We start from the raw sequence: 26,491 nt of genomic DNA on the forward strand, positions 1-26,491 counted from the left end.
AACGCAATTTAAAATGGTTATATTTTACTTTGGGTAGGCAAGATGCCTACCCTGTAATTTTGGTAGGAAATTTTGTTTTTACAAGAACGTTATCGTTTACTAAAATCAATTGGTAAAGGGGGATTCTGTAAAACCTTTCTCGCTGTAGATGAGGGTCAGTTTCCGCCAATTCCTTGCGTTGTTCAAGAAATCTCGCAGGAATACGAGACATTTAAAAATTTTCAGCAAAAGGCGCAACAGCTAGAGGAATTAGGAAAGCATCCGCAAATTCCCGCTTTATTGGCTTATTTTCAGCACAACGGGTATTTTTATTTAGTGCAGGAGTTTATTGCAGGCACTAATTTAGCTCAGGTGGTTGAAGAAGAAGGTGCTTTTAATGAAACTCAGATTTGGCAACTGTTAGAAGATGTTTTGCCAGTTTTGCAGTTTATTAGCGATGCCTGCGGCGGGCTACGCCTACGCAACATCATCCACCGCGATATTAAACCCCAAAATATCATCCGTAGATCCCCAATTACCAAGAAGGGAGATTTCGTTATAGTCGATTTTAGCACTGCGAAAATCGTCACAGAAATTGATCCGCTAACATCTGAAACTATTATTGCCAGTCCAGAATATTCTGCACCAGAACAAACAAAGGGAAAAGCAGTTTTTGCTAGTGACTTATATAGCTTGGGTGTAACTTGTATTTACTTACTTACCCAGATTCCTCCCTTTGATTTATTTGATATTGCTAACGATTGTTGGGTTTGGCAACAATATCTTACTAGTAAGGTAAGCAATCGCCTGGCCCAAATCCTCGACAAGCTGCTACAAAATGCTGTTAACCGCCGCTTTCAATCGGCTGATGAAGTTATGCAAGCAATGGGTATGGAATGTAAAACTCAAAATTTGAAATTACCAAATCCTCCTTGGCAATGCTTGCACACCCTAACTGGGCATTCCGGGACATTGAGTAGTGTAAATACCCTTGCCATCAATCCTGACAGTCACACTTTAGCCAGTGGTGGTGATGACAAAAACATCAAATTGTGGGATTTAAATACTCAAAAAATCCTAGCTAGCTTATCAGGACATTCCCAAGCGGTAAAATCAGTCGCCTTCAGTCCAGATGGGAAAATTTTGGCAACTGCTAGCGACGATAAAACGATCAAATTGTGGGAGGTTAAGACATTAAAAGAAATCTGCACTTTATTGGGACACTCACACGCCGTAAAATCAGTTGCTTTCAGTCCAGATGGGCAGATTCTCGCTAGCGGTAGCTGGGATAAGACAATCAAGCTCTGGGATGTCAATACTGGCAAAGAAATTTGCACCATAACCGGACATCAATTACAAGTAAATTCAGTGGCATTTAGTCCTCAAGGACAGCTTTTAGCTAGCGCAAGTTATGACCGAACAATTCGCCTGTGGCACATACCTGCATTAGGAAGAGGTAGGGGAGTAGGGAGCAGGCTTGCCGTGAGCGTAGCCGAACGGGAGCAGGAAGATATGAATAGTTCTGAGTTAAAAAACCACTCACAAACAGCAGAGGACATTCCCCCTGCCCCCTTCCCCCTTATTCAAAACCGCCCATGCTATAGCTTGTTAAGCACCCTTTCGGGTCATGCATGGGCGGTTTTGACAGTCGCTTTTAGTCCTGATGGTCAAATTTTGGCGACGGGTAGTGATGATAACACTATTAAATTGTGGGAGGTAAACACAGGTCAGCTAATTTGCACACTTGTAGGCCATTCTTGGTCTGTGGTGGCTGTGGCTTTTACTGCCGATGGCGAAACACTCCTAAGTGCAAGTTGCGACAAAACAGTTAAACTTTGGAGGGTAAGCACAGCAGAAGAGATTGTTACTCTCTCTGGTCATATAGACTCAGTATCTGCTGTTGCTGTGAGCAAAGTTACACAATTAATTGCAAGTGGCAGCAGAGACAAGACTATCAAACTGTGGCAGCTTGTAGAACAGCGCGTAGGCGTAGCCCGTCGTAGACATCGCTAATATTGTAATATCAGGCGCTACCTGTGAAGGCAACTTCTGGAAATTTCAACTGAGCTTCGGCCATTGGACGGTTTCTGCCTTCCTCTTGCCAGTAGTTAATCACTTCTGTCGCTTTATTAAGCAACTCGACACGATCCAGGTCAGTAATCCAATGTTTGGATTCTAATTCCTTTTTTAACTCTTCCCAGGCATCATTTCTGGGCCAAAAAAAGTACTTAGTCAAAGGGCTGGTACCTTTGCCTACAACTTGATCCACTGCGAGAGCAACGTTTTCGTCTAACCACAAAATTTTCAAAATAAACTTGGTCAATCACACCTCCGGGAATTTCCGGGCATTACTTAACTAGGATAGCGATCGCTTATTTTAACGCAATACCCTATCAAATGACCAAACAGTCATTGGATTGGGCGAGCATAAGGTGTAGTCGGCGTTAACAAAAGATGCTTATGACTGCTCAACTGCCCCAATCTCAAACAACATCTGGTTCAGATTTGTATGAGCAAGACTTTTACCTGTGGATTCAAACCACCGCAGAACTGCTCAAGCAAAAGAATTTCACACAACTGGACTTAGACAACCTGATTGAAGAAATTGAAACGATGGGCAGAAGTGAAAAGCGGGCATTGGAGAGCAATCTGGAAATGTTGCTGATGCATCTGCTCAAATATCAAATTCAAACTGAAAGGCGCTCAAAAAGTTGGCAGTACACAATTTTGGAACACCGCAGACGAGTTCAAAAGGCGTTCAAGGAAAGTCCGAGTTTGAAACCTTACTTTGATCAGGTTTTCGATGAAAGCTATCAAACGGCTAGACGACTGGCTGTAATTGAAACTGGATTAGCGTAGGCGTAGCCCGTCGTAGACATCGCTATCTTCCCAGAAAAATCTCTCTTTACGCCAGAGCAAGCCCTCGACCCCGATTTTTTACCCGAGTCATGATCTCACGTTTTATGATGAGGTAAAACTCTTTTGCTTCCTACCCCATGAGTGAACAAACTTCTGCAAAAGCGATCATTGTTTTCGATATTGATGGTGTTGTGCGCGATGTTAGCGGTTCTTATCGCCGTGCGATCGCAGATACGGTAGAATATTTTACCACCCAAGCATATCGTCCAACCCCACTGGATATTGACCAGTTGAAGTCTGAAGGCGTGTGGAATAACGATTGGGAAGCATCGCAGGAATTAATTTACCGCTACTTTGAAACCCAAAAACAGAGCCGAGAACAACTGCAACTAGATTACAGTGCGATCGTTGCTTTTTTTCAATCCCGTTACCGAGGCTCAGATCCAAATAATTTTACAGGGTATATCTGTAATGAACCATTATTATTACAACCTAGCTATTTAGAACAACTTACCCAAGCCGGGATTGCTTGGGGATTTTTTAGCGGTGCAACTCGTGCTTCCGCTAACTACGTATTAGAAAAACGCTTGGGTTTGGAATCTCCAGTGTTGATTGCGATGGAAGATGCACCAGGAAAACCCGACCCCACTGGGCTTTTCGCTATAGTTCGTGAATTAGAAAATGGAATTGAGCAAAAATTAGCGATCGTGTATGTAGGGGATACGGTAGCAGATATGTATACCGTCGAGAAAGCGCGGCGTTTAGATTCTTCTCGCCCTTGGATTGGTGTAGGGGTTTTACCGCCCCATGTACAGGAAACAGCAGCGCGTAGTGATGCTTATGGTGAGACACTGCTAGCAGCAGGAGCAGCAGTAGTTTTGCGTAATGTACAAGAATTAACCCCAAGGCAGATTCAAGAATTAGTGAGTTCATCTATTTAATCTGTGTTCTAAGATTAATCCAGCTATGCGTGGATGAATGACTAGATGATAACGATCTTGCTCCAATTATTGGGAGATAAATAAAAATGTCTGCACATAAACTGCCTAACGGCCCTCAAACTCACCCTTGGGTACAGACGTATCAATGGCTGACTAACCCATTGGAATACATGGAAGACTGTGCTAAAAGCTATGGTGATATGTTCACTCTCCGAATTGGCCCAGTTTTTACTCCTCAAGTCTTTATTAGCAATCCTCAAGCGATTCAGCAGATTTTTACCACAGATCCAAAACAGTTAGATTCTGGTGCAGCAGCAGGTTCAGGCTCGCCTTTATTGGGGCCAAATTCTCTACTATCCTTAGAAGGAAAACCTCACCAGCGCCAGCGTAAACTGCTGACACCTCCTCTACATGGGGAAAGAATGCAGGCTTATGGTGATTTAATCTGTGAAATCACCAAGCAAGTAACTAGCGAGTGGCCAGTCAGGGAAAGCTTTACAGTCTTGCCATCCATGCAAGAAATCTCCTTTCAGGTGATTTTGAAGGCTGTATTTGGTCTAAAGGACGGACTTCGTTATGAAAAACTCAAAGAAATCCTAATTGCTATCCTGAATCCAAAAAGACCTATTTTGCGGGCAATATTCCTCCTGTTCCCCTTATTACGAAAGGATTTAGGGCCTCGCAGTCCTTGGGGAAGTTTTCTACGTTTGCGACAGGAAATGGATGATCTCATCTATGCTGAAATTCAAGAAAGGCGATCGCTTGCTGATGAGTCTCGAAGTGATATTCTGTCTTTAATGATGGCGGCTCGTGATGAAGCAGGTGAGCCGATGACAGACTTGGAATTACGTGATGAATTGATGACTTTGTTGATTGCAGGTCATGAAACTACGGCTAGTTCTTTGGCATGGGCGCTGTACTGGATTCATCATCAGCCTGAAGTCAGTGAAAAACTGGTGCAAGAATTGGATAGTTTGGGTGAGAACAAAGACCCAAACACCATTTTCCGATTACCTTATTTGAATGCGGTTTGTTCGGAAACAATGCGCCTATATCCAGTGGCGATGTTGGGAGTAAATCGATTGGTTAAATCACCTTTAGAAATTGCAGGCTACAAATTTGACCCTGGTACAATATTAGTTCCTTGTATTTATTTGAGCCATCATCGAGAAGATTTATACCCCAATTCCAAGCAGTTTCAGCCAGATCGTTTTCTAGAACACCAATTTACTCCATCTGAATATTTGCCCTTTGGTGGTGGTAATCGTCGCTGTATTGGCATGGCATTTGCGCTGTTTGAGATGAAACTGGTATTGGCAACTGTACTATCTGATTGGCAAATGAAACTAGGTGATACAAAGCCAGTACTGCCGGTTCGGAAAAGCTTCCTGTTAGCACCAGGCGGTGGTGTACCAATGGTGGTAACTGGAAAGCGTCAGCAAAATCAGCGAGTTCTTGAGACTAACTTAGTGTAAAAAGTATCAGAATCAGGTGGGAGCGATTGCTCCGCTTCCCCTTTTATTTACCTGCTAATTACTGGATTTTCAAGAACTTATCCAAAGCTGTAACTAGGCTGGGAGGCCAACGGCGGATATTTTTTACCCAGTCGATATCTTTGTAGCGGCTATCAAGTCCATAAGCTGCTACCCAGTTGCTTTCAGCTTCACCTTGTTCTCCATTTACCCAATATGCAGCTGTGAGGGCGGCACGCACATCAGCAAACTTGGAGTATTTACGAGCGATATTTCGCATCTCACGGATTGCTTGCTCTTTTTGACCAGTTTCATAAAGAGCGAGGGCGTAGTTAGCACGGGCGAAGGCAAAATTTGGGGCTATCTCATTAGATTTTTTGTAGTCTGCGATCGCATCTTCCCATTTTCCTAAACCTGTTTTGGCATTGCCGCGATTGTTATACGCCATCGCATCGTTAGGATCGAGTTCTAAGACATGATTATAATCTGCGATCGCATCGTCCCATTTTCCCATTCCTTCCAACGCCGCCCCCCGATTCAAATATGGATCGGTGACATTCGGTGCTAGTTCTATGGCTTTGTTATAATCTGCGATCGCCTCTTGTAACTTATTCTGGCTCACCCGCGAATTTCCCCGGTTACTCCACGCCCCCGCATTAGTGGGAAATTGCTCAATAATCTTTGTCCAATAAGTTTCAGCCGTAGCAAAGTCACCTTGATTCGTCGCTGCAAAGGCTTGATTTGCCCACTCATCACCTTGTTTTAACTGTTCTTGAGTAATGGGTGGTTGAGATTGTGCCATGACTGGAGTAGCCCAGCCAAACAGAATTAACAAACTGAGAAAAATACTAATCAACTTAATCATCTAGGTTTACCTGTGTTTATCTTGAAGATGGGGCATGGGGCAAAGGAGTGGAGGTAAAAGACTCATTAACGGAGTTCAAAGACTCGTCGCCGAGTATTAAAGACTCATCCCCTATTTCCCATTCCCCATTCCCCATTCCCCATAATTACAATAATGACAACTGTTCATTAGGCGGCGTAAATCCCAAATGCTTGTATGCTGCCTTTGTCGCCATCCTGCCGCGATGAGTTCGAGTTAAATACCCAATTTGCATGAGGTAAGGTTCGTACACCTCTTCAATTGTTTGGGTATCTTCACCTGTGGCTGCTGCCATTGTTTCTAACCCCACTGGCCCGCCGTTAAATTGTTCAATTATCACACTAAGCATCTGGCGGTCTGTCCAATCTAAACCGCAAGGATCTACTTGGAATAGTTGCAATGCTTCAGATGCGATACTTTCATTAATCTCCCCAGATATTTTTACTTCCGCATAATCACGCACTCGCTTTAGTAGCCTATTTGCAATCCGTGGCGTTCCGCGTGAACGACGGGCAATTTCTGTGGCACCATCTTCTGTAACAGGGGTTTTGAGTAATTGAGCGGTTCGCAGTACAATCTTAGTCAGTTCGTCAACTTCGTAAAATCGGAGTTTTTGAATCAAACCGAAGCGATCGCGCAGTGGTGAAGTTAAAGCACCGACACGAGTTGTAGCACCCACCAAGGTAAACTTTGACAGAGGCAAACTTCTGATCCGAGCGCTAGAACCCTTACCAATAGTAATATCTAAGCGATAATCTTCCATTGCTGGATACAGAATTTCTTCCGTCATCCGCGAGAGGCGATGAATTTCATCCACAAATAAGATATCCCCTGGCTTCATGTTCACCAGTAGCCCAACAATATCTCGTGGACGTTCTAGGGCTGGCGCACTGGTAATTTTGTAATTTACCCCCATTTCCGATGCTAAAATCATTGCCATTGTGGTTTTGCCCAATCCTGGCGGCCCATACAGCAGTAAGTGATCCAGCACCTCACCACGAGACTTGGCTGCTTTGATGGCAATATCTAGCACATCCTTTAAATCTTTTTGTCCAATGTAATCGGCAAATCGGTGCGGCCGAATACCTTCTTCCTGTTGTTCTTGTTCATCAATAGCAGCTTCAGGCTTCAAAATATTTTCTGTGGATGGTGCTTTCGCCGACTCCCGACGCTGCTTTGGTTCTCCGTTGGGTTCTGGAGGCTGTTTTTTCGATGAGATTATCGCCATAATTCAGCTATCAACTTTTAAGGGGACTAGAAAGTGGGGAGGCAGGGGAGCAGGGGAGCAGGGGAGTAAGGGAGCACAGAGCAAGGGAAAATAGTTTTCCCCTCTGCCCCTCGCACCCCGCCCCTCTGCCTCTTTTCAATTCCCAATGCCCCATGCCCCATTCCCGTGAAAATTTTCGTTTGGAAATACCCGCGCCAATTTAAAATTTAAATTCCGGTCAATTACCCAGAAGTACAAAAGTTATTATGTTATCTAAAAGAATCTTACCGTGCTTAGATGTGAAGGCGGGACGGGTTGTAAAAGGAGTTAACTTTGTCAATCTCCAAGATGCAGGCGATCCGGTAGAGTTGGCCAAGGTTTACAACGAAGCCGGTGCTGATGAGTTAGTATTTCTGGATATTACAGCTACTCATGAAGACCGAGCTACTATTTTAGATGTGGTCTACCGAACTGCCGAACAGGTCTTTATTCCATTAACTGTGGGTGGTGGCATTCAATCCTTAGAAAATGTTAAAGCTTTGTTACGAGCCGGCGCAGATAAGGTTAGTATTAATTCTGCGGCGGTACGTGATCCCGACTTGATTAATCGGGCAAGCGATCGCTTTGGTAATCAGTGCATAGTTGTTGCAATTGATGCCAGACGCAGAAATAACCCGGAAAATCCAGGTTGGGATGTGTATGTGCGGGGTGGCAGGGAAAATACAGGCTTAGATGCTCTATTGTGGGCACAGGAAGTTGAGAAACGCGGTGCTGGAGAACTTCTAGTAACAAGTATGGATGCTGATGGAACCCAAGCCGGATATGATATCGAGATTACACGGGCTATTGCAAACGCTGTAGAAATTCCAGTAATTGCTTCTGGTGGTGCAGGTAATTGTGAACATATTTACACAGCCCTAACTGAAGGCAAAGCGGAAGCAGCACTACTGGCATCACTATTACATTACGGGCAATTAAGCGTAGCAGAAATCAAAAATTATTTGCGCGATCGCAATGTGCCAGTAAGAACATTATCTTGACCCACAAATCACCTGTTAATGACATCTATCTGAGGTTAGACACACTTCTTAAAAAGGGTGTTAATATTATTTTACAAGTATTAACAAATATTAAAAAATATGTTGCTTCCTATTTTACTTTTTGATGTAGCTTTGGTAGCGTGGTCGCTGCACTTAATGGAAAAAGCGTACGAGAGTAAAGAATTTTCTCTCATGTTGGCTGGTACATTGGTTGCTCTGGCTGCTGCTGCCATGTTAGTAGTTTACTTTTTGATGGGGCACTGTATGACCTACTTGTTGCAAGTGTCGCTGTGAGTGTCTAGTGGTAGACGAGATATTTAAAATTTAGTTTTCATAAAAAGCTTGACAAAGTACTAAAATTAAGTGATTATGTATAATGGATTTTAAGGGGTTATAGCGCAGTTGGTAGCGCACCTCAATGGCATTGAGGGGGTCAGCGGTTCGAATCCGCTTAGCTCCATTCTTAAGTCCCTAATCTTCTTAGTAAATTGAGAGGGTTAGGGAAATTTTTTATGAGTTTTATTTGCTGTCTACCTAGCCAGCCTCAAAAGTTGAAATGATAGAGAGAAAGTTGAAATGATAGAGACTGTGAAGAGTTTCTGAGGCGATTCATTTTTGCTGTAATAACTCTAGCCAATTTTCTAGTACTTCCTCAACTTCATATTCATCAGTATCAATGATTTGTGCGATGCCTCGCAATACGGTTTGGTTAAAGGGTAAAGGGGAAAGGGACTCATGTTTTGAATACATTCTTTCCCCTTTACCCCTTACCCTTTACCCAGACCACAAGGAAAGTGAAAAATGCTTATCCGAACCGTATTGCGATGCCTCGGCCATTTCAAGTTTTAAACTCAACACTTGACTCTCAGACCCTCAACTACGGCAATATTAACCTTGCAACCATATCAACAAATAGATGCTTGCACATTAAAGATAGCCATCTATGGTATAGAAATGTATAGAATCTTGTAAAGATATAAAATATAGTTGTTAAATGCACACATTTCTAGCTTCTTCCTCAATGCAGCTGTCTGTACCACCAAATCACTTTCAGTCAATGAAGATTGTCGCACTGGGGGACAGCTTAATTTATGGATTCGGCGACCCGGAAAAAGGAGGCTGGATCGAGCAACTACGGCGATGGTGGATGTTGCCGGATAGTGCCGGTCATGTTCTTTATAATTTAGGGGTAAGAGGCGATCGCACGCAACAAGTAGCGCAAAGGTTAGAAGTAGAATTTCGACACCGAGGTGAACTGCGAAATCGTGTCCCCGACTTGATTATTTTATCCGTAGGTGTGAATGACTCAGCGCGGTTAGCGCGTCCTGATGGTCGCAGTTACACAGATTTTACATTGTTTGAAAAAGAAATTGCAACTCTTTTAGATTTAGCACAGCAACTCTGTCCTGTGTTATTCGTGGGCATGGTGCCAGTAGATGAAGCCAAGATGCCATTCTTAGATTGTTTTTACTATAATCATGTCGATCAGTACCGCTACAAAGAAGCAACTCGACTTGCTTGCAGCAAACGCCAGATTCCCTATTTAGATATTTTTGAGCAATGGATGGAACGTGGTGAAAATTGGCGGCTCAAACGTTTAAGTGAAGATGGTCTTCATCCCAATACACTCGGTTATCAAGCTTTGTTAGAAGATGTGATAAATTGGGATGCAATACATTCAGTAGGCTTTGCCAATGCAGCTTACCATTCTCAATTTAATTATCATCTTAAACAATCCTAATTAATATAGATATGTTGGTGCTTTGAAATTAGCCAAGATTGTCATATTTGCCATCTTTGCAAAAAGCACCACAATCTTACTAAATTTTCAATAAAGCGAGTCAAAATCTATCTATAAAAACTCTAATTTCTCTATATTATTCATTACTCCTAACTCCTAACTCAGCACTCAGCACTCCTATGACACCAACTTTATTTGGTCGTTGGCAAACTCGATTATTATTACTTGCAACTGTGGGTGTATTTATATCCTTACCTTTTGCAATGGGTTGGATTGGCCCTGGTGCTAACTCGGTTTATTTTTGGATACTTCTTTATGTAGCCATATTTGGCTTAGGCTGGGATGTGCTTTATAACTATCTCCAAAAATCCCGATGGGACAGGGATTGGCCCGCAGCTTATCAACTTTTAGCTGGTATATGGGAATTAGTATTTGTGTTCTGTGGAGTAAAACTATTTGGCTTTTTACCAATACCTTTACCGAAAGAAGAATTACCGTTAACAGTTTTTCTACTGCACTATAGCATCGTGTGGATAGCAGTTTTTATTAGTTCCCAAAGCCTAATGCGAATTATTTTCCTTCGTTGGCGTTTTCGGGGTGGTGAGTGGTTGTAAATTGCATAGGGTCTTGTAGAGAAGGAATAAGAGTTTTAGAGAGTTATTGCATAAATGTTATTGTTATGCAAATACATCGGTTTGTAAAAATTAACTAATACAGCGTTTTTCAGGTAAATGAAGTACACAGATAGTGGCACAGTACTGCTGTGCCCTTAAAATCATCTGTACCTTATAAAGTTGCAATCTGCTGTATGTGGCGGTTTCAGTTTGGATGCAATATGTTGTATTGATACAAAGTTGTATCCGTTTTTACGAACAATAGGGCAGTTGCTATCAAATTAAAAGCAGCTATCTTAATATTTCTAAAATTAGCACTTGTGCTGATGTAGTCATCTATGAGAAAAACAGGACAAGCTTTGGAGTCTGAAAAGATTTTTCAATGCAGAGACGCATATTAAGGAAGTGCAATGTCAAATTTTGATCTGGTTATTCAGCTATTTTTGCAACTTACAGTTATTCTAGTCACTTGTCGCATCGTCACGATTTTAGGACGGCGCTATCTTGGTCAAACCGATGTTGTTTGCGAAATGATTGCAGGTGTAATGCTAGGGCCATCACTTTTGGGATTGATTGCACCGGATTTTCAGCAATGGCTTTTTCCTAAGCTTCCCATCATCACGGCTGTAGGACTCAAGATACCCAATCCATCCATGTCGATTTTATATGCTATCAGCCAGATTGGGTTGGTAATTTATATGTTTTTGATTGGTTTAGAGTTCAACACTAAACTCTTAAAACATCATATCAAAAGTGCAAGTCTGCTATCTGCTGCTGGAATTATCACTCCTTTTATTTTAGGAGCGATCGCATCTTTTTGGTTTTATCACAATGGCGATTTCTTTCAACCAAAGGTAACACCTTGGTCAGCCGCTTTGTATCTAGGTGCGTCGATGACAATCACAGCATTTCCCATGTTAGCTCGGATTCTTTACGAACGCGGTCTTGCACAAACCCGCTTCGGTACTTTAGCTTTAGGTGCAGCATCGGTAGATGATGGAGTTGCTTGGTGTTTGCTAGCGATCGTCCTTGCTAGCGTGAAAAATTCTTTGAACATTGCCATATTAGCAATTGGTGGTGGCATTTGCTACGTGCTATTTGCAATTTTTCTTGGTCAACCTCTACTGAGAGCGTTCACACGGATGACAAAACGCGATGCAGGTGTGAACAGACAAACTCTGACTTTGATGTTGATAATTTTGATGTTTTGTGCATGGTTTACCGATATTACAGGCATCTATGCAATATTCGGTGCTTTCGTGCTGGGAGCAGTAACACCACGCGGAGAATTCGCCCAACAAATTCGCCAATATACTGAGTTTTTAACTACTTCTTTTTTGCTACCGATATTTTTTGTCTTCTCTGGACTGAACACTCAAATTGCATTGGTAAACACGCCTACTTTGTGGGGAATTACGCTGTTAATTATTGCGATCGCAATTCTTGGTAAAGGTGTCGCTTGTATGTTGGCTGCAAGGTTAGCCGGGGAAAATTGGCGTGAATCTGCAACTATTGGCGCTCTTATGAATGCTCGTGGTTTGATGGAGTTAATTATCCTTAATATTGGTCTTGAACAAGGTATAATTACCCCGACTTTATTCACTATAATGGTTATTATGGCAGTCATTACTACACTCATGGCATCACCACTAATTGCCTTTTTATTGCATGGTACAAGCTATGATAAGTCTTCTGCTTAAGCAAAGATAAATATAAAATTAAGTACCAATTAACTGATATTAGTTACATAGGAGTTGGGTAAAATTATCCGCTTAGACTCTAAGCTATGACGGCTAATTTGTTTGTGCCCGCTTTTAACGAATACTAAGAAACCAATTCCAATTATCCATTTTTTTGTATTGGCAATTTGGCAGTTATTCTAAATTTATCTCCTAAAATCATCAAAATTCATTTTTCAACTCTTCAAGTACATCCTCTCAGTAATTGACATTACAACTAAGTGCAAATTAATCTTGGTTGTATCTAATGAACTTGACATTTTCAGACCCTTTAAAGATTCATCTTAGAGAAACCAGATAGTTAATTGTGAGGAAACCATGCACATAGTTATTCTCGTTCTGGTTGAAGTACTGATTATTATTGGACTTTCACGGTTAGTAGGGCTAGCATTCCGTTCCATTAAGCAACCTTTGGTAATTGGTGAGATTGTTGCCGGAATTATGCTCGGCCCATCTTTATTTGGTTTAGTTGCCCCCCATTTAGCAGTTACCTTGTTTCCACCAGAAACTATTCCTTTTTTAAATGTTTTGTCTCAGGTGGGACTAATATTTTTCATGTTTCTGATTGGGCTAGAACTAAATCCAAAATATCTTAGTGGGCAATTAGAAGTAGCTGTTTTAACTTCTCATGTCAGTATTTTAGTGCCGTTTTCCTTGGGAACATTGCTAGCTGCGATTCTTTACCCCCTAGTTTCTAATGCAAGTGTATCCTTCACCGCCTTTGCCTTGTTTTTGGGGGCGGCAATGTCGATTACTGCCTTTCCAGTGTTGGCGCGAATCATTACTGAAAACAATTTACAAGGAACGCGTTTAGGAACCTTGGCGCTAACTTGTGCAGCCGTAGACGATGTAACAGCTTGGTGTCTCTTGGCAGTAGCGATCGCAGTTGCTCGAACTGGTGACTTTGCTGGTGCTATACCCACAATTATCGCCAGCATAGTTTACATCGGCTTGATGTTGACGGCGGGACGTTGGTTCCTGCAACGCCTTGCCAAACACTACCTTCGTGCGGGACGACTCAGCCAATTGCTGCTAGCAGGGATTTATATGGCTGTGGTTGCGTCGGCATTAATTACCGAACTAATTGGTATTCACTTAATTTTTGGGGCATTTTTGCTGGGAGCAGCAATGCCCAAAAATGAAGATTTAGTGCGGGAATTGGCAATAAAAACCGAAGATTTTGTTTTGATATTCTTGCTGCCCATATTTTTTGCCTACAGTGGCTTAAAGACACAGATTGGTTTGCTCAACCGTCCAGAATTGTGGCTTTTGTGTGCGTTGGTTTTAGGAGTAGCGATCGCAGGCAAATATGTTGGCACTTATGTCGCAGCCCGTGTCAGTGGCATTAGTAAACGGGAAGCCTCGGCACTCGGTTGGTTAATGAATACTCGCGGTTTAACCGAACTGATAGTGCTAAATATTGGTTTAGAGTTAGGGGTAATTTCCCCTTTAATATTTACCATGCTGGTAATTATGGCATTGGTAACTACATTCATGACCTCGCCATTGCTGGAATGGACATATCCGAAGAAGCTGATCAGGTTAGATATGGTGGAACCGGAGTTGGAAGCAGAAACAGGTATAGACACCTCTGCTGGAGATGAAACTTACCCTCATCCTTTCCGAATTTTGGTGCCAGTGGCTAATCCAAGTAGCCAAAAAGGTTTAGTACAGTTGGCAGTAGCCTTGGCACAGCCCGCCGTCGGTGTTGCTCTGAGTTACCGATATCCTGCCGTTGTTAACCCCCTTAGCTTGATTGAATTTCAAGAAGACTATGCCTTTGAAAGTACCCCAGTTGAAGCAGACCGATTAATCGCCCAGCGCCGCCACCAACTAGAAGAATTAATTAATACTCTCGAACCGCCAGAAACTCGTTCTTGTGTGCATCCTATCGTTCGCATCTCCAGCAACGTTGCCCGCGAAACAGCACAGATTGCCACATTAGAACAAGTTGATTTAATTCTCGTAGGCTGGCATCGGCCAGCTTTTAGTAGTAATCGTTTAGGTGGACGAGTCGGACAAATACTCACCACCGCCCCAGTAGATGTAGCAGTATTTGTAGACAAAGGCAAAGAGCGATTAGAAAGTCTACTTGTACCTTATTCTGCAAATATCCATGATGATTTAGCACTAATACTAGCTCTAAGACTGCTAATCAATCGTGAGACTTGTATGTTGCAAATATTACAAATAGCAGCAAATCACACTAGAGAAGAATTGAGTTACGAACTGCACACGATGATGGAGCAATTACCCACCAGTGTACGCGATCGCATTGAAATTAAAATTGTCGAAGCCTCAGAACCAATCCAAGCTGTAATTCAAGCCTCAGAAGGAGTTGACTTAACTATTGCTGGCACCAGCCGCACTTGGGGTATCGAACGCCAAACCTTGGGAAGATATACAGATCAACTAGCTATCCAATGTCGTTCTTCCCTGCTGATTACCCGCCGCTACAGTCAAGTTACCGCTCATCTTGCCTCTATGCTGCCTGAAGTTAGTAGTCAAGAGCCAACATTGAGGAATTGAAATTATGAATCATTTCAAGTTCAAATCTTTGGCTTTTTACGGTGTAGCAATAACTTCAGTACTACTGTTGTTTAAAACTGTAAGCGTTTACGGGGAAAACAATCTTAAGGCTCCTCCACCAGTGAACGGTAGGTATCGTCTAACTCTGTCAGAGAATTTGCCGAACTGTGAAAAATCGGATACTCTAACGTTAAACATTCAGCAGTCGGGTATTTACTTAAATGCCTCTGTATTACCGGCAAACGCTAACGCCGATACTGACGAAAAGCACTCTCTGGCAGGCATCTTCAGAAATCAACAGTTAAATTTATCTGGAAAAGTTGGTAGATCAATCCTTTGTAATCTTCCTCGCCCTCAAAACGATCCTCTGAATTCAGTGATAATTCAAATGCAACTTGTGGATAAAGGTAATATGACAGGTCAATTAAGCGTAAATGGCATTCCACAAACTCTAAAATTTACTGCTGTGCCCGAAAAAGCTAATTGAATTGGGGGTGGGGTAGAGACGCGATTAATCGCGTCTAGGGATTTAAAGCACCAAGTAAACAGCAATGTGAGCGCATTGTATGGGTTTTATGGAGCAGATAAAAAGAATGGATCAGGGACTAAAGACTAGGCAATTTTGCCAATGGCGCAAGCAGCTATTTAACATCAGTCTATTGGGCTTTTGTGCAGCGATCGCCCTTGAAACTTGTACTACTGCTGCTACACCAGTAGCAAAGCTAGATAATTGGCGTTTTTCCCCAAAAACACAGCAACTCGAAATTAACCTTTCAGCAGGCACAACCCCCCGTTATTTCTACTTAGCCCAACCCTCTCGGCTTGTTGTAGATTTACCGAATACCAAGTTGGGCAAAGTTACGACGCAACAAAATTATTCTGGAGCAATCAAAAGCATTCGCGTTTCTCAACTGAATGCAAATGACACACGCATTGTCTTAGATTTAGCACCAGGGACTGCTTTTAATCCTAAACAGGTACAACTGCAACCAGTTTCCCGAAAAAACTCCACTCGCTGGGTATTACGTCCGGTTAGTTCTGGTAAAACTACCGCCGCAAAACCAGGAAACTCAGCATCTTCACCCAAGAAACAAACTCAAACACCATATAAGTCACAGCCGCCTAGTAACCTACCTGTAACTACTACTAATTTACAAGCACCCTTACTCACAGTTCCGCCTATATCAAATGACCTGCCCACAACAATTACCAATAACTCAGGGCAGCCTTTTGTCACCGTACCTCCCCTAAATCCGAATACAGCCTCTCAACAACCTGCTTTGATTCTTCCCCCTCCTTCTTTCCCAAATCAACCCAGTAACTTAAATAGCATTCCTCCTTCTGTTACGTCAGAATTTCCAGTTCCAACAATCCCCAATGTTTCCAATCCCCAGGTAATCGAGTTTGGTCAACCTTTACCCAAAACTAAATAAAAATTGGCATTGGACATTGGGCATGGAAAATCGAACCAATGCCCATCTACTATGCGCCATGCCCTAATAATGTTGTGCTTCTAGCTATTACTGTCCTCTAACTAACTCCTTCACCTTGTTGATAATGCTTACTGGATCGATACCTTGATATGGGTACTGTTCCCACAAACCACCGCAACCTTCTTTATGAGTTCCAAGATGGGCATATTTGGGAGTCAAACCCCGCTCTAGCAGCCAAGAACCAAAACGGCTGCCTAGGCCTGTCCGCCGATTGAAAGCTTCTACTACAAGGACAAAAGGAGCGTTACCAACTTTGGTAATCATTTCTTCATCAATAACGTTTAAAGTTGGTTTGTTAATTAAACCAACGTCTAACCCTTCTTGCTTAAGACGCTCTACAGCATCAACGGCACGGTAGAGAGCATCGCCAAAACTGATGATATAACCTTGCGTTCCCTCTCGTACAATCTCATCTTTACCGGGAACAAATTTGTAGCCACTTCCAAATAAGTCATTGCCGTTGCTGTCTTGAATATTGGGGACTTTGGAACGGGTGGAGAAAATAAACCGCAGTCCAGGCTCAAAGAATATGGCTTCTACACAAGCTGTCATTTGATTGACATCTGCTGGGAAATACAACTGTGTTTGGTAGCCATCATCCAAGCCATTGTCCGCAAACATATTGTTCAAACCGAAGTGGCAGGTGTTATCTGCCATGTCATCTATACCCGCATGAGAAAAGTGACACAGAACATTGGAATAGTTCAGCCGTGCCATTGTAATTTCTGAGATACACATTTCTAAGAAGGCGCTGAAGGTGGCAAAAATACCTTGCTTGCCCTTCTGCATCCCGAATCCAGCCGCAGCAGAAAAGTTACCCCGTTCCATTATGCCGGAGGGAATAAATATTTCCGGGTATGTATCGTGAATTTTCTTCAAACCGCAGGAGCCTTCTAGGTCACTATCAATGACCTTAATTTTTTCTTTACGCTCCGCCTCACTCATGCGACTAAGGACACCCACCACGGCTTCACCAAAGACATTGCGGTTAGCGCCCCATTTGTCACTGGAACCCAGAAATGTATATGTTTGCTTGGGTTTCTCAATACTTTTAAGGTATTCGACAGCCGCAGTTTGTCCACGAGATTCTAAATACTTAACTGCTAAATCTACAGAAATTACATCATGACCATGAGTGGAGCCTTCTAAACCTTCAATACCAGGACACATCGGGCGTTTATTGATAATAGCGATCGCGCCGGGAGTATTCACAGCCTCACAAAGGCGATGGTATAAATCGTCTAAGTCTTCGCCGTCTCCCTGAAGTACTTTCAACCCGTGGCCTTCTAAGGTTTTGGCGACGCTGAAACCAGGTAAATATTTAGAAGGATGTCCAGCGATCGTTACATCATTGTCATCAATAATTAGTTTGACATTCAGATGTTGAGCAACAGCCAAGCGAGCAGCTTCAGCATCGTTGCCTTCTTGTTGCGATCCATCAGAACCGAGACAGAAAACAGCTTTGCCTGGATTCGCCATTGCAACACCATTGATGTAAGGCCAAACATGGCCCAGGCGGCCAGAACTAAATTTCACACCAGGAGTTAGCCCTAATTCGGGGTGTCCTGGTAAATGGGAATGTGCTTGCCGATAATGTAAAAGTTGCTCGGCAGGTAAGTCACCATGCAACGTTGCCATCAGATATTGGGTGGCGACTCGATGTCCTGCTTCATCAAAGAAAATCGGTACAAATTGCTCTGATGCCCCCCGGAAAAAGGCATCAAGGATCATCACCTCTGGCACTGTATCATAAGGCCCACCAGTATGACCACCCACTCCGCTAGCAGCGCCAGTTGCTGTAAAAAAGACGATCACATCTCGGCAGAGTTGAATATTCGCTTTGAGAGTCTCTCGCTGTTGGGCAGTAAGGCTGGAATTTGCTGGATTGAGCGCTAAAAATTGGTAAGCACCGAGATCAATCGGAAATTGGGTATTAATAGTAGTCATGGTTTATTGATTGAATAAAAAACAATTTGAACAGATGGGACGCGCGATCGCACTACAAAAAAAATTGTTAAAACCCCGATTGGGCAACAATTATCCAAGTTCAAGCCAACCACTCGAAACCATTGTGGAACCGTGTAATTTCATCAAAAGCCAAAACCAATACACTTGATTGTGCATGAATGTGCTTGAATTCAATTGAAGTTACGGATTACCGTAGAAAAACTTGCATATCAATAAGTATAAACTCACAAACACGCAATTTCAAGGTCAAAAACGCAATTTCAGGAAAATTAATTATGCTAACTGCTGAACGACGACAATTCATCTTAGAAATTCTGCGTCGTGATAAAAAGGTACTTTCGACAGAGCTTAGTGCTGTTCTAAAGGTTTCTGAGGATACAATTCGGCGGGATTTGCGAGAACTGGCACAAACCGGACTATTGCAACGCGTTCATGGGGGAGCGCTCCTCAAATCTCCAGCCACCGCCAGTTATGCCGATCGCCAAAAGCAAGCACCAAAAGAAAAGGAAGCGATCGCTCGGACAGCAGCAAAATTAGTTTGTACGGGACAGGTGGTGATTTTAGATGGAGGTACAACAACTCTCCAAGTAACCCGTCATTTGCCCCTAGATTTGCACGCAACAGTCATCACAAATAGTCCGCCAATAGCAGTTGCTTTAGCAGAACATCCCCATATAGAGGTTGTGATGTTAGGTGGACAACTCTACAAAAAAGCCTTGGTGAACGTGGGTACTGTCACGATTGAGACTTTACGGATGATTCGTGCAGATTTGTGCATGTTGGGAGTTTGCAGTTTACATCCGGAAGTTGGGATTAGTGTACCTAACCTAGACGAAGCCCACGTCAAACGAGCCATGATTGCTGGATCGGCCGAGGTAGTAGGACTAGTGACAGCAGAAAAATTAGACACGGCTGCTCCTTATCTCGTGGAGTCAATTCATGCCCTGACTTACCTAGTAACAGCACCTACAGTATCTAATAATTTGTTGAGCGCCTACAAAGCTTTAGGTTTGACCATTATACGTGATGAACATGAATGATCTGATGAAGGCAAATGCGATCGCTGGGAATTGGTATTGGGGATTTGGGAGACAAGGAGGACAAGGGGGAATTATTGAATCAATCTCTCCCTTGTCTTCCCCCTCTTCCTTGTTTCCCTTGTCTCTTCTCCATACCCAATTCCTAAATCTAAAATCTGTCTGTTTCTTGAGGTGTTCCAACTGCTCCTGGTTGAGCCGTAAAGAAGTTTTGAGCAGCTTCATTCTGATATATACACCTAATATCAGGTTGGCCACTGTCCAAGTTACCTGTGAATCCGAAGGTATTCAGGCGATTTTTGCAATCTCTTACCTGATCAGATGTCACCAGCTTCCGGTTCTCTAAAAGCGCCCAGTTATTTTGTCGGATCACGCATCCAGGACGCATACTCGGCTGGGCAACATAAACATTAAAAGGGTTGAGAGTAACGAATAGTCTAGCGTCCATCACCATCGCGCTAGCTCCATACTGCACACAAATTTCAGGGTTTGGTGCTTTGGTGTCAATAAATTCACGGGAAGCCACATTTGATGGGGCTAACGTGGTTGTAGAACTAAAAGCAATGCCAATCCCAATTCCCAGAATCAACACCCCTCCCATAATTGCGATGGTGAAGAGGTTAAACATAGGGGATTGGAAAATAGAGGGTTTAGAAGTAGTAGCCGATCTACCAGTGGGTTTACGTCTCATTGTTGCTTAATCACCTTCACGTCGATTTTGCAGGGAGTTGTTTAAAGTTTTCTCTCTCTTTTCAGTATGCCTAGTCTTGACTGTAATTGGCTGCAATTTTCTGTGCGATATCTTTTTTAAACGAGAAAAACAGCAACTTATCTAGATAACTTACTGTGCATCAATAAATAAAGGTTGTTAATAAGCGGCTCTAGCTCTAAAAATATGCTTAAAGCCCTTACTACAAACTAATATTAGTTTTACGTTGCTGAAAATACTTGAATTTGTTTTTGTCAACTTACATTATTTGTCCAGAGTTTCAACTTTATCGTTTTTTGTTTTTATTTGAATAATTGGTAAGTATTTTGTCTATATTAGGTCGTTAAGAAATTGTTATTAGTTATGGCTCTTTATGCTGATTATATTTTAATTGATTTTAAGTTTTATTAATTATAACATATTGTTTATTTTTGCTAGTGATTGCGATCGCTGTTTCTCTGTAGGGTGGTTATAAATTCGCTCACCAGCAGGATTAAAACCTTAATTACAAGCTCTGTTTTAATTGTTGAATTTTCTGTAAAACTTTTTCTCGATGCTGCGTCAACTTTATCCATCGGGGTAGGCGACTGGCAAGACTGCCATTGTGCCAGCCTAATGTGTCATCAGGCAAACGTTCTCGCAACCTTGATTGAACATAGCTTTCCAAGAAGTTCAAATGTGCTTCATTATACGCCCATAGCACCTGACCACAACAGGAGGTTTGTAACCATAGAGGCAAGCCAAAAAAATGGTCTAATATTCCATAGCTAGAATTTCTTTTAGCCTTGTAATTGTTTTGCCACAACAGCAATGCGGCTTTTCGCTGCCCATCCTTTGGCTGTTGTTTTGTATAGCTACAGTGCTGACAGATAATTCTTTTGATTGAACTGGGACTCGACTGTTCAGAGTTTACAGTCAATATTTTGGCAGTGCGATTGCATTGTGGGCAGCGAACTAAAATTTCTTCCTCAAAATCAGAAAGCCTTTTGCCGTAGTCTCTAAATTTTACAACCATTTCAGATGACCACTTCTACCGTTTCTGCAACAATTTCCAGAAATTCTGTTGATTCACCCCGCGACAAAAGCTGACGTACCCTTCATCAGATAGGCGTTAAGCAAATTCGTCTAGATACAGCATTTATTTACCAGACTTCCCGCCGATTATTTGCATCTTGTGCTTTTCGACTCAGCATTATTGAAATGCTGATTGAATTAAGTCATTAGTCATTTGCTTATAACTCAATGACTAATGACTAATGACAAAGGACTAACTAGCTAACAGAGTTTTTTCTAGAGAAGTCCAACGGAAGGTGCGATCGCCACCTCTCTCAATTACTACTTTCACTCGTGGTTCTAACTGAGGCAAATTCGTTAAATACTCAAGTTCCTCATTCGAAAGAATATGCCCTTCAATAATCCACAAAACCAGCCCCTTTGACTTTGGTGGTAGCTGTTCTAGATGAGAATCGAGAATTGGTGGCAAATAGTACACCTGACCTACTGCCGCACCGCTACCAGTGCTTTTTTTTCCAAGATGAGGAGGTCTGACTCCATGAATTCTTGTGAGATAGGCAGCTACGTCGCCTAGTCCCTTAGCAGTAATGTGGAGAGTGGTATAGCCAGCAGCGCGTAGTCGACGCTGATATCTACCTTCATAACCCCCTTCTAGAGGTACATACACTCCAAGAGCGCCAAATTTTTCCAGATCGCGGATTAAACCGTTGCCAGTGGTAATTAGTGCCATAGATTTTCGTCGTATCCCACTTAGATATCTCTATTATTTACCCTGAACTGATAGATTAAAAGCATTTTCTTTGGGTATTGAGAAGAGGCAGAGGGGCATGGAGCAGGGAGCAGAGGGGAAAGAGATAATTTTTTATTCTCCCTTTGCCCGATGCTTCCCTGTTCTTCCCTACTCCCTAAAAATAACTCTATAAATTACTGGACAAACATAAATAAATAATTTATATTATTAGATTGTGACCAAACGCGCAAATTAGATAAACTTTTTACTGTCATTCTGAGGTAGTGTTAGCATTAAGAGCTGATAATTTAATCCAAATTGGATAATATAACTCAGATTGATCATAGACTGGTAAACTAAGAAAGCTTTCAGGTCAACATTGGAGCTTATGGATGAACAATCAAAGCCAATCCTAAGCTCCAGAGTGAATTTGCTCCCGTGCCTCTGAAAAAGCAGGCGAAATCTTAAACAATAGTTTAAGGTATTTAAGGAAGTAAAACTGAGCAGCAATGTTGGTTTCATGGCATTACGTCAGTCTCAGTTAATGGATACTGGGCGGTAAAGACCGCTTAAGTCCAACTGCAACAGGGCAGTAGCCAACCTCCGGGAAACCGTCATTAGGGCGTACACAAATCGGAAAACCCGCCGACAGCGCTGCCTCCAGAAAGTGCCAGAGCAATTGCTTGGACGAAAGCATTGCTGCACACAGCTTAAAGCTGTAGCGCCTTGCATTGATTCCAGAAGTTACTCCTTCCCAAACGGAAGAGAATTGTAGCTGTTCTGGTGATCTATTGAGTGAAGCTAAACAGATTCACCAAGCAGTACGGACACGGTTTGTTGTGTCCCAAAGTTTTTGGACTGGTTTACTAAAACCATTCCAAATTTCGCAGGCTAACTCAGCCTAAACTGATGCGTACAAAGCGTGTCCTCTAGAGTCCAATTCCAAGGTCAGCAAGTAGAAAGGAGAACCAGTTACTGTGTCTGTAGGTATTCTCGGCACCAAGCTGGGCATGACCCAAATATTTGACGAAGCAGGAGTAGCTATTCCTGTGACTGTCATTCAAGCAGGGCCATGCACCGTTACACAAGTTAAAACGAAACAAACCGACGGTTACTTTGCCATCCAAGTTGGTTTTGGCGAAGTTAAACCAAAGGCACTGAACAGACCACTACTGGGTCATTTGGCTAAATCATCTGCCCCAGCATTGCGTCACCTAAATGAATATCACACTGATAGTTCTAGTGATTATGCTTTAGGTCAACAGATTAAAGCAGATATTTTTAGTGCGGGTCAAATTGTCGATGTAGTCGGCACAAGCATCGGTCGCGGTTTTGCAGGAAACCAGAAGCGCAACAACTTTGGTCGTGGTCCCATGTCACACGGTTCCAAAAACCACAGAGCGCCAGGTTCTATTGGTGCTGGTACAACACCAGGTCGTGTCTATCCAGGTAAGCGGATGGCAGGGCGTTTAGGTGGTAAACGCATCACAATCCGTAAGCTGACCATAGTGCGAGTTGATGCAGAACGCAATTTATTGCTAATCAAGGGAGCAATTCCTGGTAAACCAGGCGCTCTAGTAAGTATTTTGCCTGCAAAAGTAGTGGGATAGTCAAAAGTCATTAGTCAACAGTCATTAGTCAAAAGTCATTGGCTAAAGACAAATGGCAAAAGACCAATGACAAATGACAAAGGACAAAGGACAAATAACAAAGATGGTTGAAAGCGTAGTTAAAAATTGGCAAGGAGAACAGGTCGGTGAGACGACCTTCGAGTTGCGCGTTGCCAAAGAAGAAACAGCGTCTCATATCGTGCACCGCGCCTTAGTACGGCAATTGACCAATGCTCGTCAAGGGAATGCCAGTACAAAAACTCGTGCTGAAGTCAGAGGCGGTGGCCGTAAACCTTGGCGACAAAAAGGTACTGGTCGCGCTCGTGCAGGGTCTATTCGTTCACCACTGTGGCGTGGTGGTGGTGTGATCTTTGGACCAAAGCCTAGAGACTTCGACCTGAAGTTGAACCGCAAAGAGCGACGTTTGGCACTGCGGACAGCATTTGTTGGTCGTATTGACGACTTGATCGTAGTAGAAGAATTTAGCACCGAGCTATCTCGCCCCAAAACTAAAGACTTAGTGGCAGCCCTTGCCCGTTGGGGAGTAGTACCAGAAAGCAAGGCACTGTTAATTTTGTCTGAAATTGCGGATACAGATAATGTTTATTTGTCAGCCCGCAACATTGAAAATTTAAAACTAATTGCAGCCGACCAGTTAAATGTTTTTGATTTACTGCACGCTGACAAAATTGTAGTTACGGCATCAGCCCTAGAAAAAATTCAGGAGGTCTACAGTGCCTAGCTTTGACCCCCGCGACCTTGCCGACTTAGTACGTCGCCCAATAGTCACTGAGAAGGCGACTATCTTGATGGAGCAAAATAAGTACACCTTTGAAGTAATTCCAAAGGCATCCAAGCCAGAAATCAAGGCTGCGATCGAAGACTTATTTCAGGTCAAGGTTGTGAAAGTCAACACCACCTTACCACCACGTAAAAAGCGGCGCGTTGGTAAATTTATCGGTTATAAGCCCCAATATAAGCGAGCCATTGTTACAGTCGCACCTGGGGATGAAGACAAGATTAGACAAGTTCTATTCCCAGAAGTCTAGGAATTTTAGATTTTAGATTTTAGATTGAGGAGTTTACTGAATAAATACCAAAGATGGTCGCAATTAGTTAAACACTCATTAAATCCAAAATTCAAAATCCGAAATTAAGTAAATCAAAAATCCAAAATCCAAAATAGATTATGGGTACTCGTTCTTATCGCCCTTATACCCCCAGCACTCGCCAAGTTACAGTTTCTGACTTTGCGGAAATCACAAAAACCGAGCCAGAAAAATCCCTAACGACCTCGAAGCATCGCGCCAAAGGTCGGAATAATACAGGGCGGATTACCAGTCGTCGTCGGGGTGGCGGACACAAACAACTTTACCGGATCATCGATTTTAAAAGGGATAAACATAATATTCCTGCCAAAGTCGCAGCAATTGAATATGATCCTAACCGCAATGCCCGAATTGCCCTTTTGTATTACCAAGATGGCGAAAAACGGTACATCCTTCATCCCAACGGATTGAAAGTTGGAACAATAATTGTTTCAGGACCAGAATCTCCCTTTGAGGATGGTAATGCTTTACCTCTATCGCGGATTCCCTTGGGTACTAGTGTTCACAACGTAGAAATGACTCCTGGCAAAGGTGGTCAAATCGTGCGTGCGGCTGGTGCTAGCGCTCAAGTTGTGGCAAAAGAAGGTGATTATGTAACTCTCAAGTTGCCTTCGGGAGAAGTCCGCTTAATTCGGCGTGATTGCTACGCCACCATTGGGCAAGTGGGCAACACCGATGCGAGAAACCTGAGTGCAGGTAAAGCAGGACGCAATCGCTGGAAAGGTCGCCGTCCGAAGGTTAGAGGTAGCGTCATGAACCCAGTGGATCACCCACATGGTGGTGGTGAGGGTAGGGCTCCTATCGGTAGATCGGGACCTGTTACACCTTGGGGTAAACCCACATTGGGCGCGAAGACACGCAATCGCAAGAAACTTAGCAGCAAATTCATTGTGCGTCGTCGCCGTAAGTCTTCTAAACGCGGTCGCGGTGGTCGTGAATCATAGAATTTTAGATTTTAGATTTTGGATTTTAGATTGGGGTCTACTTGTGAACATTGAAAATTTGTGAAACCTGCTTGGACACCTAATTATCCAAAATCCGAAATTCTAAATCCTAAATCCTAAATCCTAAATCCAAAATTGAACTATGGGTCGTTCTCTAAAAAAAGGTCCTTTCGTTGCGGATCATCTCTTAAAGAAAATTGAAAAGCTCAACGACAACAACAGAAAAGAAGTTATTAAAACTTGGTCAAGAGCTTCAACAATTTTGCCCCTAATGGTAGGTCATACCATCGCTGTTCACAACGGACGACAACACGTTCCAGTTTTTGTAAATGAACAGATGGTAGGACACAAGTTGGGTGAATTTGCCCCGACACGCACCTACAGGGGTCATGGAAAAAGCGACAAAAAAGCGGGTAGGTAGTCATTAGTTATTAGTCATTAGTCATTAGCTAAAGACAAATGACAAATGACAAATGACAAATGACAAAATTGGAGAAAATTATGGCTACTAATACTACTGAAGTAAAAGCGATCGCTCGTTTTATCCGCATCTCGGCCTACAAAGTGCGTCGGGTACTCGATCAAATCCGGGGGCGATCGTACCGAGAAGCGCTAATCATCTTGGAATTCATGCCCTATCGCGCCACTGAACCCATATTGAAGGTTCTCAGAAGCGCTGCTGCTAATGCTGAACACAACGCTGGGTTAGATCGGACTCAACTAGTGATTACTCAGGCTTATGCCGATCAAGGACCGCCGTTGAAGCGGTTCCAACCAAGAGCGCAAGGTCGAGCTTACCAAATTCGCAAACCGACGTGTCATATTACTGTGGCCGTTGGAGCCGCGCCAGAAAAATAAGCACGCTTACACGAA

At 42.8% G+C, this 26,491-nt stretch carries 29 protein-coding genes and 1 tRNA gene; 21 read left to right on the plus strand and 9 right to left on the minus strand.

Annotation, left to right across the window (positions count from 1 at the left end; genetic code table 11):
* Positions 1-72 precede the first annotated feature (72 nt).
* Positions 73-1,992: a serine/threonine-protein kinase gene (locus tag IQ274_RS06185; RefSeq protein ID WP_194141706.1), complete on the plus strand. Its 1,920-nt coding sequence runs from the start codon at positions 73-75 to the stop codon at positions 1,990-1,992.
* 10 nt (positions 1,993-2,002) lie between these two features.
* On the opposite strand, the gene IQ274_RS06190 is transcribed toward IQ274_RS06185, so the two are convergent.
* Positions 2,003-2,302: a 30S ribosomal protein PSRP-3 gene (locus IQ274_RS06190; protein WP_094333099.1), complete on the minus strand. Its 300-nt coding sequence runs from the start codon at positions 2,300-2,302 to the stop codon at positions 2,003-2,005.
* Positions 2,303-2,439: 137 nt separating this feature from the next.
* Between IQ274_RS06190 and IQ274_RS06195 the strand changes: the two genes are divergently transcribed.
* From IQ274_RS06195 to IQ274_RS06205, 3 genes are all read left to right on the plus strand, one after another.
* Entirely contained in the window at positions 2,440-2,838 is a 399-nt protein-coding gene (locus IQ274_RS06195; protein WP_322745201.1) for a DUF29 domain-containing protein, read from the plus strand.
* 137 nt (positions 2,839-2,975) lie between these two features.
* Entirely contained in the window at positions 2,976-3,779 is an 804-nt protein-coding gene (locus IQ274_RS06200) for a TIGR01548 family HAD-type hydrolase (protein ID WP_194141707.1), read from the plus strand.
* 86 nt (positions 3,780-3,865) lie between these two features.
* Positions 3,866-5,254 (plus strand): cytochrome P450, encoded by a 1,389-nt coding sequence (locus IQ274_RS06205; protein ID WP_194141708.1) that lies wholly within the window; start codon positions 3,866-3,868, stop codon positions 5,252-5,254.
* A gap of 58 nt (positions 5,255-5,312) precedes the next feature.
* On the opposite strand, the gene IQ274_RS06210 is transcribed toward IQ274_RS06205, so the two are convergent.
* Together IQ274_RS06210 and ruvB are read right to left on the minus strand one after the other, a co-directional pair.
* Positions 5,313-6,116 (minus strand): tetratricopeptide repeat protein, encoded by an 804-nt coding sequence (locus IQ274_RS06210; protein ID WP_194141709.1) that lies wholly within the window; start codon positions 6,114-6,116, stop codon positions 5,313-5,315.
* A gap of 145 nt (positions 6,117-6,261) precedes the next feature.
* On the minus strand, positions 6,262-7,362 hold the full coding sequence (gene ruvB, locus IQ274_RS06215; protein ID WP_190935508.1) for a Holliday junction branch migration DNA helicase RuvB: 1,101 nt from the start codon (positions 7,360-7,362) through the stop codon (positions 6,262-6,264).
* A 245-nt stretch (positions 7,363-7,607) separates the two neighbouring features.
* Here ruvB and hisF point away from each other — a divergent pair, with 245 nt between their 5' ends.
* From hisF to IQ274_RS06230, 3 genes are all read left to right on the plus strand, one after another.
* Entirely contained in the window at positions 7,608-8,381 is a 774-nt protein-coding gene (gene hisF / locus IQ274_RS06220) for an imidazole glycerol phosphate synthase subunit HisF (RefSeq protein WP_114081963.1), read from the plus strand.
* A 99-nt stretch (positions 8,382-8,480) separates the two neighbouring features.
* A complete protein-coding gene (locus IQ274_RS06225) occupies positions 8,481-8,675 on the plus strand; it encodes a hypothetical protein (protein WP_012410736.1) in 195 nt (64 codons plus the stop codon).
* 93 nt (positions 8,676-8,768) lie between these two features.
* Positions 8,769-8,841, plus strand: a tRNA-Ala gene (locus IQ274_RS06230).
* A gap of 149 nt (positions 8,842-8,990) precedes the next feature.
* Here the strand turns inward: IQ274_RS06230 and IQ274_RS06235 are convergent.
* Positions 8,991-9,131 (minus strand): hypothetical protein, encoded by a 141-nt coding sequence (locus IQ274_RS06235; protein ID WP_163927921.1) that lies wholly within the window; start codon positions 9,129-9,131, stop codon positions 8,991-8,993.
* A 244-nt stretch (positions 9,132-9,375) separates the two neighbouring features.
* Here IQ274_RS06235 and IQ274_RS06240 point away from each other — a divergent pair, with 244 nt between their 5' ends.
* From IQ274_RS06240 to IQ274_RS06265, 6 genes are all read left to right on the plus strand, one after another.
* A complete protein-coding gene (locus IQ274_RS06240) occupies positions 9,376-10,122 on the plus strand; it encodes a GDSL-type esterase/lipase family protein (protein ID WP_194141710.1) in 747 nt (248 codons plus the stop codon).
* 179 nt (positions 10,123-10,301) lie between these two features.
* The gene (locus IQ274_RS06245) at positions 10,302-10,736 is read left to right on the plus strand and encodes a hypothetical protein (protein WP_194141711.1); all 435 of its coding nucleotides are present in this window, start codon (positions 10,302-10,304) and stop codon (positions 10,734-10,736) included.
* A gap of 410 nt (positions 10,737-11,146) precedes the next feature.
* Positions 11,147-12,436: a cation:proton antiporter gene (locus IQ274_RS06250; RefSeq protein WP_190935511.1), complete on the plus strand. Its 1,290-nt coding sequence runs from the start codon at positions 11,147-11,149 to the stop codon at positions 12,434-12,436.
* Between the two features lie 357 nt (positions 12,437-12,793).
* The gene (locus IQ274_RS06255; RefSeq protein ID WP_194141712.1) at positions 12,794-15,004 is read left to right on the plus strand and encodes a cation:proton antiporter; all 2,211 of its coding nucleotides are present in this window, start codon (positions 12,794-12,796) and stop codon (positions 15,002-15,004) included.
* A gap of 4 nt (positions 15,005-15,008) precedes the next feature.
* A complete protein-coding gene (locus tag IQ274_RS06260; protein ID WP_194141713.1) occupies positions 15,009-15,491 on the plus strand; it encodes a hypothetical protein in 483 nt (160 codons plus the stop codon).
* A gap of 106 nt (positions 15,492-15,597) precedes the next feature.
* A complete protein-coding gene (locus IQ274_RS06265; RefSeq protein WP_194141714.1) occupies positions 15,598-16,437 on the plus strand; it encodes an AMIN domain-containing protein in 840 nt (279 codons plus the stop codon).
* An 87-nt stretch (positions 16,438-16,524) separates the two neighbouring features.
* On the opposite strand, the gene IQ274_RS06270 is transcribed toward IQ274_RS06265, so the two are convergent.
* Entirely contained in the window at positions 16,525-18,444 is a 1,920-nt protein-coding gene (locus IQ274_RS06270; RefSeq protein ID WP_194141715.1) for a transketolase C-terminal domain-containing protein, read from the minus strand.
* A 10-nt stretch (positions 18,445-18,454) separates the two neighbouring features.
* Here IQ274_RS06270 and IQ274_RS06275 point away from each other — a divergent pair, with 10 nt between their 5' ends.
* A complete protein-coding gene (locus IQ274_RS06275) occupies positions 18,455-18,613 on the plus strand; it encodes a hypothetical protein (RefSeq protein WP_194141716.1) in 159 nt (52 codons plus the stop codon).
* A 127-nt stretch (positions 18,614-18,740) separates the two neighbouring features.
* Positions 18,741-19,505, plus strand: coding sequence for a DeoR/GlpR family DNA-binding transcription regulator (locus IQ274_RS06280; RefSeq protein WP_194141717.1), 765 nt, complete (start codon positions 18,741-18,743; stop codon positions 19,503-19,505).
* Between the two features lie 148 nt (positions 19,506-19,653).
* Here IQ274_RS06280 and IQ274_RS06285 read toward each other — a convergent pair whose 3' ends face one another.
* The 4 genes from IQ274_RS06285 to IQ274_RS06300 form a co-directional block, all read right to left on the minus strand.
* Positions 19,654-20,193, minus strand: a complete 540-nt coding sequence (locus tag IQ274_RS06285) for a DUF3172 domain-containing protein (RefSeq protein ID WP_012410728.1) — start codon at positions 20,191-20,193, stop codon at positions 19,654-19,656.
* A 523-nt stretch (positions 20,194-20,716) separates the two neighbouring features.
* Entirely contained in the window at positions 20,717-21,226 is a 510-nt protein-coding gene (locus tag IQ274_RS06290) for a hypothetical protein (RefSeq protein WP_194141718.1), read from the minus strand.
* Positions 21,227-21,478: 252 nt separating this feature from the next.
* Positions 21,479-21,955, minus strand: a complete 477-nt coding sequence (locus tag IQ274_RS06295) for an NAD(P)H-quinone oxidoreductase subunit N (RefSeq protein WP_194141719.1) — start codon at positions 21,953-21,955, stop codon at positions 21,479-21,481.
* A 541-nt stretch (positions 21,956-22,496) separates the two neighbouring features.
* The gene (locus IQ274_RS06300; RefSeq protein ID WP_174708106.1) at positions 22,497-22,652 is read right to left on the minus strand and encodes a hypothetical protein; all 156 of its coding nucleotides are present in this window, start codon (positions 22,650-22,652) and stop codon (positions 22,497-22,499) included.
* 280 nt (positions 22,653-22,932) lie between these two features.
* Here IQ274_RS06300 and rplC point away from each other — a divergent pair, with 280 nt between their 5' ends.
* From rplC to rplV, 6 genes are all read left to right on the plus strand, one after another.
* Positions 22,933-23,565: a 50S ribosomal protein L3 gene (gene rplC, locus IQ274_RS06305; protein WP_194141720.1), complete on the plus strand. Its 633-nt coding sequence runs from the start codon at positions 22,933-22,935 to the stop codon at positions 23,563-23,565.
* A 103-nt stretch (positions 23,566-23,668) separates the two neighbouring features.
* Positions 23,669-24,307: a 50S ribosomal protein L4 gene (gene rplD / locus IQ274_RS06310; RefSeq protein WP_114081983.1), complete on the plus strand. Its 639-nt coding sequence runs from the start codon at positions 23,669-23,671 to the stop codon at positions 24,305-24,307.
* Positions 24,300-24,614 (plus strand): 50S ribosomal protein L23, encoded by a 315-nt coding sequence (locus IQ274_RS06315; protein ID WP_069070779.1) that lies wholly within the window; start codon positions 24,300-24,302, stop codon positions 24,612-24,614. Before rplD ends, IQ274_RS06315 begins: the two co-directional genes overlap by 8 nt.
* Before the next feature lie 140 nt (positions 24,615-24,754).
* Positions 24,755-25,618, plus strand: a complete 864-nt coding sequence (gene rplB, locus IQ274_RS06320) for a 50S ribosomal protein L2 (RefSeq protein ID WP_194141721.1) — start codon at positions 24,755-24,757, stop codon at positions 25,616-25,618.
* Between the two features lie 142 nt (positions 25,619-25,760).
* Complete coding sequence (gene rpsS / locus IQ274_RS06325) at positions 25,761-26,039, plus strand: 30S ribosomal protein S19 (RefSeq protein ID WP_012410721.1); 279 nt, start codon at positions 25,761-25,763, stop codon at positions 26,037-26,039.
* Between the two features lie 80 nt (positions 26,040-26,119).
* Positions 26,120-26,476: a 50S ribosomal protein L22 gene (gene rplV, locus IQ274_RS06330; protein WP_012410720.1), complete on the plus strand. Its 357-nt coding sequence runs from the start codon at positions 26,120-26,122 to the stop codon at positions 26,474-26,476.
* Positions 26,477-26,491: the final 15 nt, after the last annotated feature.

Source organism: Nostoc sp. LEGE 12447 (assembly GCF_015206985.1).
Lineage (GTDB): Bacteria > Cyanobacteriota > Cyanobacteriia > Cyanobacteriales > Nostocaceae > Nostoc.